This window comes from Agriterribacter sp. (genome assembly GCF_035497235.1).
GTDB lineage: Bacteria > Bacteroidota > Bacteroidia > Chitinophagales > Chitinophagaceae > Agriterribacter.
Genome location: NZ_DATJEB010000013.1, coordinates 266,274 through 282,702, shown reverse-complemented (window position 1 = coordinate 282,702; position 16,429 = coordinate 266,274). Strand labels below are relative to the sequence as shown.

The 16,429-nt window shown below is 43.4% G+C and carries 9 protein-coding genes; 7 read left to right on the top strand and 2 right to left on the bottom strand.

The features are described from left to right. Nucleotides 1–148: 148 nt before the first annotated feature. Both VL121_RS04125 and VL121_RS04120 read right to left on the bottom strand, forming a co-directional pair. A complete protein-coding gene (locus VL121_RS04125) occupies nt 149–2,947 on the bottom strand; it encodes an outer membrane beta-barrel protein (protein WP_325402450.1) in 2,799 nt (932 codons plus the stop codon). A 101-nt stretch (nt 2,948–3,048) separates the two neighbouring features. Then, a complete protein-coding gene (locus VL121_RS04120; RefSeq protein ID WP_325402448.1) occupies nt 3,049–3,816 on the bottom strand; it encodes a 3-keto-disaccharide hydrolase in 768 nt (255 codons plus the stop codon). Nucleotides 3,817–3,933: 117 nt separating this feature from the next. Between VL121_RS04120 and VL121_RS04115 the strand changes: the two genes are divergently transcribed. The 7 genes from VL121_RS04115 to VL121_RS04085 all read left to right on the top strand — a co-directional run bounded on the left by VL121_RS04115 (nt 3,934) and on the right by VL121_RS04085 (nt 16,393). Beyond that, on the top strand, nt 3,934–4,818 hold the full coding sequence (locus VL121_RS04115; RefSeq protein ID WP_325402446.1) for a sugar phosphate isomerase/epimerase family protein: 885 nt from the start codon (nt 3,934–3,936) through the stop codon (nt 4,816–4,818). An 83-nt stretch (nt 4,819–4,901) separates the two neighbouring features. Further along, nucleotides 4,902–6,287: a Gfo/Idh/MocA family protein gene (locus VL121_RS04110; RefSeq protein WP_325402444.1), complete on the top strand. Its 1,386-nt coding sequence runs from the start codon at nt 4,902–4,904 to the stop codon at nt 6,285–6,287. 275 nt (nt 6,288–6,562) lie between these two features. After that, nucleotides 6,563–8,770 (top strand): DUF7133 domain-containing protein, encoded by a 2,208-nt coding sequence (locus VL121_RS04105; protein ID WP_325402442.1) that lies wholly within the window; start codon nt 6,563–6,565, stop codon nt 8,768–8,770. Nucleotides 8,771–9,122: 352 nt separating this feature from the next. Beyond that, nucleotides 9,123–9,740: an RNA polymerase sigma factor gene (locus VL121_RS04100; RefSeq protein ID WP_325402440.1), complete on the top strand. Its 618-nt coding sequence runs from the start codon at nt 9,123–9,125 to the stop codon at nt 9,738–9,740. A 270-nt stretch (nt 9,741–10,010) separates the two neighbouring features. Then, nucleotides 10,011–11,210 (top strand): FecR family protein, encoded by a 1,200-nt coding sequence (locus VL121_RS04095; protein WP_325402438.1) that lies wholly within the window; start codon nt 10,011–10,013, stop codon nt 11,208–11,210. A 174-nt stretch (nt 11,211–11,384) separates the two neighbouring features. Further along, complete coding sequence (locus tag VL121_RS04090; RefSeq protein WP_325402436.1) at nt 11,385–14,765, top strand: SusC/RagA family TonB-linked outer membrane protein; 3,381 nt, start codon at nt 11,385–11,387, stop codon at nt 14,763–14,765. 11 nt (nt 14,766–14,776) lie between these two features. Further along, the gene (locus VL121_RS04085) at nt 14,777–16,393 is read left to right on the top strand and encodes a RagB/SusD family nutrient uptake outer membrane protein (RefSeq protein WP_325402434.1); all 1,617 of its coding nucleotides are present in this window, start codon (nt 14,777–14,779) and stop codon (nt 16,391–16,393) included. The last annotated feature ends 36 nt before the right edge of the window (nt 16,394–16,429 follow it).

Genomic DNA, 16,429 nt, shown 5'->3' with positions numbered 1-16,429 from the left:
GTAGTAAAGTTTATAAGAATGGACAGCATTGAAGCAGATTTTTTAACCCGTAGCGATTATTTTTCCTGGCTGCTGCAAGGACAGAAGGATACGGGGTGAGAAGTGAATCGTGAGTGGTGAGACCTGATACCTATCACCTTCCCCTTCCTCACCATTGACGATTTCTTCGCTCTCCCCGTCCCGGGCCCATTTCCCTGTTCTGTTCAGGAGCTTGCTGCCCACCTTTGAACTGCATCAACCGGTAAGAAAAAGTAAGCATGAAGTAACGGGTAAGGCGGTTAACCCTGCTATCTATGATAGCGTTGCCGTTTACCTGCCGGCTGATATTGGTGTTCTGGTTAAAAATATCAAAACCAGATACCCGTATAAAACCATTCTTCTTTTTAAAGATGGTTTTTTCTATAGAAGCATTGAATAAGGTGGGATTGCCATTTACAGCAGATGCCAGCCCGTTATTAATAAGATAATTGATATCGTAACGCAGTATCAGTCCGCCCGGAATATCCATGCGCATATTACTCCTCAATGTCCATGCGGCTGAACTAAGGCGTTCACCATTTTGAGAGAGCGTATATTTTGTGGAATTAAGACTATACGCCCCGCTAAAGTTAAGCTCAAGCCATTCTTTATAATTAAATTCAACATTCAGCCGCTGGGTAGCGATCCAGTTATTACCTGTATTCTTCTTGCTGTCTACCAGTCCAACATCGTGATTATAATTTATATTCCCATTTAAGGAAACAATGTATTTCCTGTTCCGGAAAGGCTGCGAATAATTATAAAATCCGGATAAGCTATAATTACCTTTTACATTCTCCGGCATGCTTAACTGGGCGCCGCTGCTGTCTATCCGCATATTATTATTTACAATCCGGTTATGGATCATGTTTCCCCTCATGCCCACAAACATGGTGCGGCCGCTGGTATAATTAAAATTATTAAAAAACGCGCGGAAATTATGATTGAATGCCGGCCGCAGACCGGGGTTTCCCTGGGTTTGGTATTGCGGGTTAGATACATCCCTCACCGGCTGCAACTGATCAAAAGAAGGCTGCTGGTAGTTGGCGTTATAGTTCATATTTAGCCGCCTGGTTCGCGAAAAATTATAGGAAAGCCTGGCAGAAGGCGCCACGTTTATTCTTCGCTGCGGCGTGTAGACACTGTCTTTCGAAATAGAATAGCCATTAATCTCCATAGGCTGCACGGTTAATCCTACACTGTAATTGTACTTTTTATTAACCGTACGTAAGCTTAATCCCACGCGTTGATTAACAAAAGTATTTTCATACGCGTTGCTGAGACTGTCGTTAAAATGAATGTCGCTGCCAATAGAGTCGCGGTCAAAAGTGCGGCGGTTGTTTTTTGCATAAGCGTTATTATAGGCGTAGCTAATATCGAGGAACCTGTTGCCGGATACCGGCTCTGTATAGGTTGCGCGGATACCGTAATTATGATTGCTGTTACCCTGTGTGATCAACTGGTCGAGATAAGCATCCGAATATCCGCCCGCTTTCATGAATTCCCGTGTAAAGTTGATCCTGTCGTCATCACTTAATGAAGTAGAAGTACCCAACCCTATATTCACGGAAAAGTTCCTTCCCTTTTTTCTGAAGCGATGATTATAATTAATGTCTCCGCTAAAATTGGGCGTTTTTCTGTGAACCGTATCTCCGTTATATCCTTCCTGCGTTTTAAAAATATCATTTTCCCAATAATTAAAATCGCTGTTGCTTCTGTTGCTGGCATACCCGTAAGAAAAGTTGGGACTTACCTTAAGATAATTTAATGAATCGAAATTGTATTCAAAATTCAGATTGGCGCGGTGATTATCATTCAGGTTATCGGAAAGGCTGTTTTTATTGTTGATGAATGAACCGTTGCCAAAGAAGTTTTCCTGCGAAGTATTACGCGAGGTTACCGTGTTGCGGCTGGCAAAACTATAGTTGCCGTAAAAGGATCCTTTTTTGTTATTAAAATCTGTTCTGAAATTCGCTCCAATGGATTTGTTATTGGTAATACCGTTCTGGTCGGCATTAGTATCCGAAGTGCCGCCATCACCGCCTCCGGAGTTACCTCCGCCTCTCCCGCCACCTGCATTACCACCGAAATTAAAGAGGTTCTGATTAATATTATTCAGGTTCCCCAGAACGGATAGCTGTGTACTTTCCCTGAACACATTAGCATTTAAGGTGCCCTGGTAACGGTTATCCGTACCGTATCCGGCAGAAGCACGGCCAAATACGCCCTGGTTCTTATCTTTCTTTAACTGAAGGTTGATGACGATATTGGGGTCGCCATCTTTAATACCCGATGCGGCGGCAAGATCGCCGTAATCATCCACCAACTGCACCTTGTCTATAATTTCCGCCGGTAATTCGCGGGAAGCGGTTTTGGGATCGCCGCCAAAAAAGTCTTTGCCGTTTACTTTAATTTTAGTTATGGTTTTCCCCTGTGCGGTAATATTACCATCCTTATCTACCTCCAGCCCGGGCAGCTTCTTTAAAAGATCCTCCACCGATGAATTGGGTTTTACTTTAAAAGAATCCGCCCTGAACTCAATGGTATCTTCCTTAATAACAACAGGCGGCGGACTGATCACTACTTCCTGCAAAGTTTGAAAAGCGGGCAGCATGGTAATACTGCCGGCGTTAAAATCAGATTTGCCCTCTTCAACATCATATCCGTTGATCACATCCTCCAGCCCCGCATTGGTAACTTTTAATGTAAATTTTTTTGTTATCACATGGGAGAAAACGAATTGCCCGGCTTTGTCTGTTAGTGTTTTTAAAGTGTCTTTACCGGCATCAGGAATAAGCATTACTGTTGCGCCCGGTAAAGCCACATGACTGCTGTCATAAACCTTACCCCTTACCGTACGGTTCGTTTGTGCAATACTTGTTATAGAAAAACTAACCAGGAAAATAAAAAGCAGGATGCCGGGTTTCATTATGGTATTGTAGGGTTATCTGTAATCATTCAGCACAAGCCAGATACGGTCAAAGGTAGTCCCAACCATACTACAATAAAAGGAATAGAGGTTAATAAAGGTTAATGTTTGCTAAACAACGGCGCAGTCTGGCTTGCAGCCGTTACTCCCGGCGGTAGTTCAACCACCTGCAAATTGCGGAAATGGATGAGCGCGCCCTCTGATTCTAAACACAGGTAACCTTTTTTCTGAGAAGCATGTGCAACACCATTTACAAATTTTCCATTTACAGAAAGTTTGATCACGCCATCCACGCACACCACATCATAGGTATTCCATTGGCCCCGGCCTTTACACAGGTTTTCAATAGACTTACTCCGCTCACCACGGGGATTATCAGGAGTAGTGGTTACGCCTCCTACTCCAAAAAGCTCACCATGCACATAGGCGATGGGCGGCGTAACACCATTTTGCTTATTCAGCTTCACCCAGTCTAACTCCAGCATTTGTACCTCAACACCATCGGGCAAACGATTACTACCCGGCCGCGCGCTGCTCCATACAAACACACCCGAATTGCCTCCTGCCTCCATATGCCTCCACTCCACATGCATGATAAAATTCTCAAACTGCCTTTCACTTCTCATTACACCAATAGGCAGCCCCTTACAAACAAGGGTGTCATCTTTTAGCATCCATGTGTCATTTGCTGTATTTACATTTATCCACTTTATGGGAGCGCCCTCCTCATTGGAACCTGAAGTAATAGCATCAAGACGCCTGGCTTTTCCAAATTCCAATGTTATCTTTTGTGCGTAAGCAAAATGGACAATGATCAACAGCACAACAAGGCATAGTTGTGACTTTGTGATTTTTAATATATTTTTCATTTAACTTTATTTGTAAAAATAAAACCTAAGATAGGTAGTCATTCATGTTTATTCGTTATAAACAGCAACATAATTTTAAAAATAAGTAATCCATAAACATCCTGACCAGGAAAAAAAATGAGAGATCTGTCACGCCGTGATTTTTTACGTAAAACCACCTTCGCGGGCTTAGGATTAACTACCGCCGGAGCATTAAGCAGTTTTTATACTTCCGGCCCCAGGATGCGGTTTGGACTGGTTACCTACCAGTGGGGAAGAGACTGGGATTTACCTACCTTACTTACCCATTGTGAAAAAACGGGCTTATGGGGCGTTGAGCTCAGAACCCAGCATGCGCATAAGGTGGAGATTAATCTTTCTGCGGCAGAGCGGGCAGAGGTGAAAAGTCGCTTTGCCAACAGCCCTGTTACCTGTATCGGCTACGGTTCCAATTTTGAATACCACAGCGCCGACCCCGCGGAGCTTCAAAAAAATATAGAACAAACAAAAGCATATCTGCAACTTTGTAAAGATATTGGGGCCACAGGCATAAAAGTAAAGCCCAATAACCTGCCGCCTGCTGTTCCCAAAGAAAAAACCATCGCGCAAATAGCCGCTTCTTTTAATGAAGTAGGAAAATTTGCAAGAAATATCGGGCAATTAGTGCGGGTGGAAGTGCATGGCAACCTCACGCAGGAAATACCTAATATGAAAGCTATTTTTGAACAGGTTACCGAACCCAATGTAAGGATATGCTGGAACTGTAATCCGGAAGATCTGCTGCCGCCGGGGCTGGAAGCCAATTTTAATTCAGTAAAGAAATGGTTTGGTGATACTGTTCATGTACGTGAATTAAATACGAACGAGTATCCCTACCAGCAACTCATGAACCTGTTTACCGGTATGAAATATAACGGATGGATACTTTTAGAAGCCCGTACCGAGCCCAAAGACAGGGTGCTGGCTATGAAAGAACAACTGGCGGTGTTTAAGGAAATGATGGTAAAAGCGGGGGGAAGGTAAAGAGTGCAGGATGCAAGTTTTGGGGTGCAGGGCATACCATTCCAATAAAAAACGATTTGATCATATAAAAAAACAAAACAACCATGCAAAAAAATTACCCGAGAAGGGAGTTTATTAAAAAATCGGCTATGGCCGGTGCAGGTATCGGTATCACGGCTATGGGCTTAAGCGCTAAATCTTACGCCGCCATACCCGGCGCTAATGAGCGGCTTAATTTAGCGGTTATAGGTATTCACGGGCAGGGGCAAACACATATAGACAGGTGGTGCGGACTAAAAGACAACCGTAATATCCGGCTCAAAACACTTTGCGATGCGGATGAACAGTGGTTTGCTTCCAGGGCAAAAACAGTACTCGACAAAACCGGGACCAAGCCACTAACGGAGTGGGATATGCGTAAAGTGTTTGACGACAAGGAAATAGACGCGGTTTCGTTTGCCACTCCCAATCACTGGCATGCCCTGGGCACCATTTGGGCCTGCCAGGCAGGGAAACACGTGTATGTAGAAAAACCCGCATCGCACGATGTATGGGAAGGCCGTAAAATGATTGAAGCCGCCCGCAAATACGACAGGCGCGTTCAGGTAGGATTTCAGAACCGCTCCATCAGCAATGTAATGGAAGCCATGAAATTTCTGCACGATGGCGGTATCGGCGATGTATTTATGGCCAGGGGACTTTGCATTAAACCGCGCGACTCTTTCGGCATAGCCAAAGACAGCGCTCCTCCCGCTACGCTTCATTACGACCGCTGGTTAGGCCCCGTTACTTACCGGCCCTACAATGAGAAGAAGGGACATTATAACTGGCATTGGTTCTGGGATACGGGAAACGGCGATACCGGTAACCAGGGTCCGCACCAGTTTGATATAGCCCGCTGGGGGCTTAATAAAAATGAACATCCGGTTTCCATTTATTCTCATGGCGGCATATATGGTATTGATCCTAAAGAATGCGCGCAGGAAACGCCCAACACCCAAACTTCCATATTCAAATACGAAGACGGAAAGATGCTGGAATTTGAAACCCGCGGCAGGTATTCCAATGGTGAATCAAGTCTTGACATCCGCATTGGCAACATGTTTTATGGCACCGAAGGCTATCTTGAATTAGATGGCGGCACATGGAAAGCATTCCGCAAAAGAGAAGACAAACCTTTTGCCGGTTCGCAAAAAACAGATGCCAAAAAACCGGTTGACCCAAGAACGCCACCAGGAGGCACTGAACATTATGCCAATTTTATTGATGCCATACGCTCAGGCAATAATGACGACCTGCATTGCGATATTAATGAAGGCTTCTTTTCATCATCGCTTCCTTTGTTGGCCAATATTTCTTACCGCCTCAACCGCGATCTGAAATTTATGGGTGGCACCAAAGACAACGAAAAATTTGTAAATGATACGGAAGCGGATGCGCTGCTTACCCGCGTATACCGCCCGCCGTATGTTGTTCCCAGCGAGGTATAGTATAGCTGTTGAGGTGAACGATGCTGTAATTGCATATATTTTTTTAGCCACAGCTTCCCGGATTTTTATACATGGTATACTAATCAGCGAATCTGTGGCAATTTTAATTATATCGGGCAAAGGATTAAAAGTTAAAATATTTGATTGTGCTCTGCCGAAAAATGGAATGGGTAAAAATGATTAAAAGAACAATTGAATGCTTTCCTGTTTTTATATTTATGTGCTTATTTGCGAGCTGCAATTCCGGCAAAAGCACGAATATAAAACCAGCCCCTTTGGATTCGCTTGAACGGAAAGAAATATTAAACAATTCACCTGTGCTGTCGCCTGAAAAATCGCTTGCGGCAATGGAAGTGGAAGAAGGTTTTGAAGTACAACTCGTAGCCGCCGAACCACTCATCAGCACACCCATTGCCCTAACCTTTGATGATAAAGGAAGAATATGGGCGCTGGAAATGGAAGGCTATATGCCCGATACATCAGGAACCGGCGAAGACCGTCCTAATGGTAAGATTGTGATATTAGAAGATAAGAACGGCGATGGCATTGCAGACAACAGGAAAGTATTTATAGATTCATTAGTGTTGCCAAGGGCTTTATGTTTAACAGGAGACGGTATACTGGTAGCATCGCCTCCTAACCTGTGGTATATTGAAATAAAAAATGACCGCCCTGGTAAAAAATTTTTAGTGGATGCGGCATATACTTCCGGCACCAATGTAGAACATGATGCCAACGGCTTAATGAGAGGGATGGATAACTGGATATACAGTGCCAATACTGAAAAACGATACAGGAAGAAAGACGGCCACTGGCTTACTGAATGGACGCGTTTTCGCGGGCAATGGGGAATAACGCAGGATGATTATGGCCGCTTGTTCTACAATAATAACTCACAAAATTTATTAGGCGACTACTTTCTGCCGGCCTCCGGAACGGGTAATATCAACCAGCGCGGCGTGGCAGGATACAATGTAAAAATAGTGGAAAGCAACCGGGTATATCCCGCGCGGCCCACGCCCGGCGTAAACAGGGGTTATATGGAAAATATTCTTGACGACAGTTTACGCTTAGTAAACTTTACCGCTGCCTGCGGTCCTGTTATTTACCGGGGCGGTTTATTTAAAGAAGCGTATCACAACAATGCCTTTGTTGCAGAACCTTCAGCAAACCTTATTAAGAGAAATATACTGGAAGAAGATGGCTACATGGTTAAAGGCAGGCAGGCCTACACCGGGAAGGAATTTCTTACCAGCATTGATGAGCGTTTTCGCCCGGTAAATTTGTATAACGGCCCCGATGGCGCCTTGTATATAACGGATATGTATAGAGGCATTATACAGCATAAGTTGTATTTAACTGATTACCTGAAAAAGGAAATCAGTGAGCGATCCCTTTCACAGCCGCTCAATTGCGGACGTATTTATAAAGTAGTTCCGCAAGGCGCGTTGTTGAAGCCGGTAGTGATGCCCCATGACCCGGTGAAGCTGGCCGCACTCCTGCGGTCGCCCAACGGATGGGTAAGAGATAAAGCGCAGCAAATGCTGGCAGACGGAAAGCTTACAAAAGCCATACCTGTATTGCGTAACAATCTTAAAAAAACGGATAGCCCCTTAACGCTTATTCATTCGCTCTGGACTTTAGAAGGCATGGAAGTTTTGCAGGCCGGCGATGTATTGCCGCTATTGCAAAACAGCAATGATAAGATAAGGGTACAGGCTATTACCGCGCTGCCATCCGTAGTAAACAAAACCAATTACGAACAGTTTGTGCCGGTGCTGCAAGCAATGATAAACAGTAACGACAGCGCCGCCGCCCCTTATATCGCTTTTGGCATAAGGGCTATCGGTTCATTTAATAAATCTATAGCCGATGATATGCTAATGACCCTGGTAAAAACTTACCCAGCTAACCCTTTCGTAAGCGATGCCATTATCAGCAATCTGGAGAACCGTGAGGAAGCTTTTTATCAGAAGCTCGCTCCTTCTTTTACAGATTCCAATCTTGCCATTATACAACAACTCAAAAAAACAATCGCCAATATCAACAGCAAGCCCATCAAAAAAGATACAGCCCTGTTCAGGAAACAATTTCCGGCGGGTATCAGCTTGTTTAACTCCACCTGCCAAACCTGTCATGGCGAAGATGGTAATGGCATTGCTGCATTGGCTCCTCCGCTCAATCATTCAGATTGGGTAACGGGCGACAAGGACAGGCTGATCGCTATTGTATTGTACGGATTAACAGGCCCGGTTAAGGTGAACAAAAAATTATACAAATCACCCGAAATCAGTGGTGATATGCCCGGGCTTGGTCATAATAAAGATATTACAGATGAAACCATTGCACAGGTGCTGAGCTATATCAGGAAGAACTGGAACAACAACGCGTCCTATATAACACGGGATGAGGTATTAAAGATACGGCAGCACTGGAATGAGCGGCAGCAACCTTTTACGGCGGAGGAGTTGAAGAAATGGTAATGTATGCAAGGTTTTTTTTGCTTTTCTCCTTTTCATCTCCACAATTGTCGCCGGTTGGTGAGACACCAACCTGGGCGTCCGCCGTGGGCAGTGCCTCCACTGCCCACATGAAGCAAAGCAAGAGCAATGCAACAATTTGAACTCTTCTCACCGAAGGTAAATGCACCCTTCTCCTTTCATCTCTGACCAGTTAGTACACATAATTACAATTAACTAAGCACCCCATGTATGTACAGGATACTTATTTTGCAACTTTTCCATACCTTTCAGCCGGAAGCAATTTGCGACAAACATTGTAGAACGCATTTATTGTTTTTTTCGTTTAACGATTTTACCTAACATTGCCGCTGCCATGTACCAGCATTTAAAGGATGAGGAATTATTAAGCTTGCTCCGCAACAACGATAAGCGTGCTTTTGCTGAAATATACGATCGCTACTGGGAGCAAATGTCTTTGTATGTGCTCAAAGTAACCCGCTCGCCTGAAGACGCCTGCGATATTGTACAGGATGTATTTGTTTCTATATGGAAAAGAAGGGCTGAGTTAATGATACACGGGGCATTGAAAGCCTATCTTTTAAAGAGCGTTCGCAACCTCTCTATCCGCTACATCGAAAAAAACATCAGTAAGAAAGGGTTTGTAGCCTCTTTATCCTTATACTGGAACAGTTCCGACACCTCCACAACACATGCGCTTGAATTCCGGGAACTTGAATCTAAGCTCACCCGGGTTATAGCTAAACTGCCACCCAAAATGCAGCAGGTGTTTGTATTAAGCAGGCATGAAAATCTTTCTTATAAAGAAATTGCACAACGCCTGGGAATTGCAGAAACCACAGTTAAAAAACAGGTAAATAATGCTTTAAAGATGATAAGGACTGAAGTTAGCGGCACCCATACCATTACTGTTTTTATACCTGCGCTGTTTCTGCAGGCATTGGCAAACAGTATACTAACGCATATATCTTAAATGATATGATATAGGCATACTGCTTAAAGAACAGGCTATTATACCCCTGTAGTTAAATGCCTGCAGTTCCTATTTCGTAAATTATTGCTTTTTTATGATCATCTCCGTAAGCATTTTTTAGTTTTTGAGCAATCTCTGTTTATTGACCACTTAGCCGGCTCATCCAGTTATTACCACCCGGATTTATTTTTTTTCTGTCTACTACCAAAAGCATTTACCCGGAACATATAGGTGTGTTTGGGCGCTATCTATATTAAAACGTAATCAACAATGAATACTGAACAGGCCAGGGAGTTATTAAAGCGATACAGGCTGGGATTGTGCAGTGAAGCTGAAAAGACCACCATTGAAGCATGGCTGGCTTCTTTGGTTGAAAGCAGGCAATGGGAATGGGCTGAAACGGAAAAGGAAGCGTTTAATGAAATGCTGCAAATGCGTATCCGGGAGGAAATTGACGAAACAAATACCACGCCGGCTATTCCGCAGCGGAAATTTCGTTTTTTTCATTTTGCAGCTGCCGCGGCTATCATTTTTATGGTAAGTGCAGGTACCTATACCCTGCTTTTCAGGCATGAGGAAAAGAAAGAAATGCTAATGCATAAGGCTACCCTGCAACCGGGGAATGATGTACAGCCAGGTGAAAATGGCGCTATCCTTACCCTGGCAAACGGTGAGAAGATAGTGTTAGACAGCGCGGGCAACGGAACGCTTGCGATCCAGTCGGATGTAAAAGTGATTAATAGGGGAGGTCAGCTTATATATGATTCTAAAAGCAGCAGTTCAAACGAGGTGGTATACAATACTATTTCCACACCACGGGCAAAACAATTTAAGCTGCAGCTTTCAGATGGAACAAGGGTATGGCTCAATGCGGCATCGTCTATTCGTTATCCGGCAAGGTTTACACAAAACAGCAGAACAGTAGAAATATCAGGAGAAGCATATGTTGAAGTGGCTTCCCTGCAGAACGCTGCTGGAAAAGCAAAGATTCCCTTTGTAGTAAAGATATTATCAGCCACAGGTAACGATGGCGGAACGATAAAAGTAACAGGCACACATTTTAATATCAATGCTTACGAAGACGAGGCCCTGATTAAAACAACATTAATTGAAGGAGGCATACAATTCAAAAAGGGGAATGTTGAAAAAGCCCTGTTACCCGGACAGCAGTCTCAACTGGATAAAAAAGGTATCATCCGCATAGCTGATGGTATTAATGTGGAAACAGAAATAGCATGGAAAAACGGGTATTTCACTTACGACAAAACGGATATTCAAACCGTAATGAAGCAGTTATCGAGGTGGTACGATATTGAAATAGAATATGAAAATGGAAAAATACCCGATGAAAAGTATTGGGGCGATATTCAAAGGGACGCTCCTTTATCAAATGTTTTGAAGGTACTGGAGATCAGCGGCGTAAAGTTTCGGATTGAAGGAAAAAAAGTGATTGTAGTAAGTGGCGGATAAATCCTGTACCTGACCGTTAACTGAACAAGTTGGCATTGCTTAATGTTTTACCCAAATAAAATCAGGAAGTGTTGGTAGCACCTCCTGAAAGAAAAGTTTGGGTAACCCAAAATAAGGCTAATTATTCTCCCCTAAAAGGGGTAGGTATTCTATAACCCAAACTAAAACAAAGTTATGAATTTACGTGTTCTTTGCCGAACCCATTTGACTATGGGGGCTTTTAACTACAAAAGATTGCTTATGCAGGTAAAATTGACGGCAATTATTATTTTAATTGCCTGTGTGCAGGTAAATGCAACAGGATATGCTCAAAATGTTAGTTTTTCAGGTACGAACGTATCGCTGAAGAAAGTGTTTTCAGAAATCAAAAAACAAACAGGTTACACGGTGTTTTGTAACTACAAAATGCTTAAGAATGCAAACCCGGTAACGGTTACAGTAAAAAACGCGCCCTTAGAACAATTGTTATTATTATCGTTGCACAATCAGCAGCTTACTTATTCCATTGTTGGTAAAACAATCGTAATAGAACCTCAAAAAGAGGTGGCTCAAAAAGAAATTATTCCTGAAAAAGTGCTTCCTCCCCCCGTTGAAATTAAAGGAAGGGTTACAGACAAAGCGGGTCACCCTTTGCAGGGGGTATCCATAACCGTTGCCGGGCAACCGGGCGGTACTACAACAGATGCAGATGGCCGGTTTACACTCCATGTACCGGATGGTCAAAATGCCGCGCTTGAAATTACAAGTATAGGATTCGTATCAAAAAAAATAAGTGTTGGAGCACAAAAGGATATAACCATTATACTTGAGCCTGAAGTAACAGGGCTGGATGACATTGTAGTGGTGGGTTACGGAACGCAGAAGAAAACGGACCTCACCGGGTCTGTAGCTTCTGTGAACGGGAAAGACCTTGTAAAATCATCTGCTACCAATGTTACCAATTCACTTGCAGGGCGATTACCAGGCATTACCGCGGTGAATGGCAACGGTAAACCCGGATCGGGATCTCAGATTACAATAAGAGGCACAAGCACATTTGGCGATAATAGCGCTTTAGTAGTTGTTGACGGCATTGTTAGAAGCTTCGAGCAGATTGATCCCAATGAAATTGAAAGTGTTTCCATCTTAAAAGACGCATCGGCTACCGCGGTATACGGATCAAGAGCCGCTAACGGGGTAATACTCGTAACTACAAAAAGAGGCCGTTCAGGAAAACCTACCATATCCTACAATGGCTTCGCGGGAATTCAAAACCCCACGGCCTATCCTAAACTCATGAACGGACTTCAGTACGCCACTACTAAAAACGTAGCCAGGCAAAACATGGGATTACAGCCCGCTTTCAGCGCCCAGGAAATGGAGGACATTCAACAGGGTAAAAAAGCTGAAATAGACTGGTATGATTTAACACTGAATAAAAAAGCTTTTCAAACCAATCAAAACATAAGTGTTAGCGGCGGAACAGAAATGGTTAAATATTTTATGGCCGCCGGCTATTTAGACCAGGAAGGATTATATGATAACTTAAACTATAAAAGATATTCCGTTCGTTCAAACGTTGATGCCAGCATAAATAAAAACCTAACGGTTTCTATAGACCTTGACGCCAGCCGCAGAAACAGTAACGGTAGCTCCTACTCGCCCGAAGCCATCTTCAGTGATATTATGGCGGCTTATCCTTTCGACAGGACCTATAACCCTGATGGCACCATTTTTTATACCCGTGAACAGCACCCGGTGGAAGAAATAAAAACCGGTTATCAAAAAAATGTAACCGATGTGCTGCAAGCCACGCTTTCTTTAAAGCATGAGTTACCTTTTGTTAAAGGCTTATCTGTTTCGGGTAAAGCATCTTTTGGTAAAGAGGGCTTTACTTCTAAATTTTACCAGGTTCCTATTTTGATGAACAGGCAGGATGCGGATGGCAATACCCTTGAAATATATCCGTTTGGCGGGTGGAATGGCAAAACCGCGCTTACCGAAAGCTATAGCGATTATAATACCACTACTTTAAATGCCAGCCTCAATTACCTGGCATCATTTGGAGAACATGATGTAAAAGCGATTGCGCTTTTTGAGCAGTTTGATGCAAAGTCAAAAAACTTTTACGGGTTCAGAACCAACTTCCCGGCAAACGGATTAGATGAGTTACTATATGGCGGACAGGTACAAAAAGATGCGAACGGGAGTTCATTTAACGATGGCAGGCGGAGTTATGTAGCAAGGGTTGACTATGCTTTCAAAAATCGTTACTTATTGGAAGGGTCGTTCAGGAGCGATGGCTCAGTAGCCTTTCCTGCCAGTAAAAAGTATGGATTTTTCCCTGCAGTATCTGCCGGCTGGAAAATATCGGAAGAAGCTTTCTTCAGGAACAGCAGCAGCTTAGACTTCTTTGATAATTTAAAACTCCGGGCATCATACGGGCTGGTAGGGAATGACAGGAATGTATATGCCGGAAGGGTTCCTACATTCCAGTATCAGCAGGTGTACAACCTTTCTTCTACTATTATTTCAGGATCCAACGCCTATGCCAGTGTTAGCCCGGGCATATTGCCTAACCCTATTGTAACATGGGAAAGCGCGTCTATCCTGGATGTAGGATTAGACGGTTCATTCTGGAACAGGATGCTACAGTTTGAAATAGATTATTTCTATAAACGCACTTCCAATATCCTCCTGAGCAGGATCCGTTCCATTCCAGGTACTATTGGCGCCGCGCTACCCGCGGAAAATTATGCAAAAGTTGATAATAAAGGGATTGAACTATCGCTATCGCACCAGAACACTATTGGCGCGGTGAATTACTTTGTAAAAGCCAATGCAAGCTTTGCAAAAAGTAAAGTAATCTTATTGGATGAGCCTGCGAACATTCCTGACTACCTGCTACAAACAGGTCGCCCGCTTGGCTTTATAGTAGGGTACAAGGCTTTAGGTTTTTTCCAATCGGACGAAGAAGTACAAAGTTATTTCCCGCAATTCAACGGCGGGCAAAAAGCCGGGGACGTTAAATATGCTGATATTAACGGCGATAAAAAGATTGATGCGAATGACAGGACTATTATTTCAATGGATAATGGCGTTCCCAAAATTTTGGGAGGATTAATGATCGGGGGCTCATATAAAGGTTTCGACCTGTCTATACTGTTCCAGGGAGCTACCAAAATGAAAAAAATGCTCAACGGCAGGTCTAAAATATTCTTTAACGGAGGCTCTCATAACAATTTTGCTGACCTGCTCGATTACTGGACACCGGAAAATCCTAATGCCAAATATCCCAGGCCATGGGAAAACCAGCATCCCAATAATTCTCTGGAGTCCAGCCTGTATTTACGTGATGCCAGCTATATCAGACTAAAATCAATTGACTTTGGATATACATTCTCCAAAGGTATCAGCAGGAAAATAGGAGCTGAACTTATGCGTGTTTATTTTTCGGGAGCGAACATTTTCTTATTTGACAAAATGAATATGTTCGATCCTGAAGTGGAGAATACAGACGGCGCATATTATCCGCAGCAGCGCACTTTAAACCTGGGCATTAATCTTACTTTTTAAACCTACTACTCATGAAAAAATTAAATATAATAGCATTATTGATTACCGCTTGTTGTATAACCAGTTCCTGCAACAAAGACTTCCTTGACCGGGAATCAAAAACAACAATTGCAGAAGAAAAGATATTTAACGACCCGGCGTTAATACAATTGTTCGTAAATAATATGTACGCTGATGTTCCCTCTTTTGACCATGACCTGTACGATAATATAACAGATGAGTCGAGGAATTTCTGGGGAGGTGCGCCCCGCAACGTGGTGCAGGGTCAATGGTTCGCCGATAACAATCCTATGGATTATTGGGCGTATGCCGCGGTAAGAAAAACGAACATGTTCCTGGCAAAAGTAGATGACTCTGTACTGGAGGGTGAAGAAAAATCTTCTCTGACCGGCCAGGTTAAGTTTTTACGCGCTAAGCTGTATTTTGATATGGTGAAGCGGTATGGGGGGGTACCGATAATAACGGAACCCCAGGGATTGGATGATGATTTGTTTGTAAAACGATCTACAACAGACGAAAGCTTTGCGTTTATCATTAAAGAGATGGAGGAAGCTATTGACCTGTTACCGGAAACCTACGGAGACCGTTCTGTTGATGTGGGAAAGATCAATAAACATGCTGCAAAGGCATTTCTGGGAAGAGTATGGCTGTTTTGGGCAAGTCCGTTATACAATCCCGGCAATAAAACGGAACGCTGGGAAGCCGCGGCAGCCATCAACAAAGAAGTAATTGAAAGTAATGTATACCGCCTGCATGATAATTTCAGAAGAATAATGCTGGATAAGAATAATGAAGAGGAGATTTTCAGTGTACAGTTTCTAAAAACGTTACGCGAACATGGATGGGATTCATGGGCCATGCCCGATTCAAGATCAAGGCAGGATGCTTCACGCCGTTCTCCTGTGCAGGAATTTGTTGATGCTTTTGAAATGAAGAATGGCAAAAGCATTGATGATCCTGCTTCCGGTTATAATGCTGCAGATCCCTATATAAACCGTGATCCCAGGTTTGATGCCACGCTGATCGTTAACGGATCTGTTTTCGGATTCCAGGGAATGCCTGTATATACCTATATTGGCGGCGAAGATGGCATTAATATACCTTATCAAACAGTAACCGGGTATTTAATGCGAAAAGGAACGGATGAAACCAACCAGGACTATTATGGAGGAAGCGGCAGCGATCAGAACTGGATTGAGCTCAGGTTTGCCGAAGTTTTGTTGAATTACGCAGAGGCAAAAAATGAATCCCTCACCGCACCCGACCCGGGTGTATACGAAGCTGTAGAAAAAATTCGGGAAAGAGCAGGGCTAAGTCCTTACCAACTGCCGGCGGGACTTACAAAAGAGCAAATGCGTGATAAAATCAGGCATGAAAGGTATATTGAACTAAGTTTTGAACAAAAAAGATACTGGGATCTCAGAAGATGGAAAACGGCGGTATCGGTACTCAATGGAAAACAATTTGGAGCCATGTACATCACCAAACATGATAACGGCTCTTATACTTATGAAGTAAAACCTGTTGATGGAGTGCCCTGCGTATTCCAGGAAAAAATGTACTTTATGCCCATTCCGCAAAGAGAACTGGAAAAAAATCCTAATCTTGAACAAAACAATGACTGGTAAAATAAGGAATAAAAACTAATAGGAAAGGGAGATGGG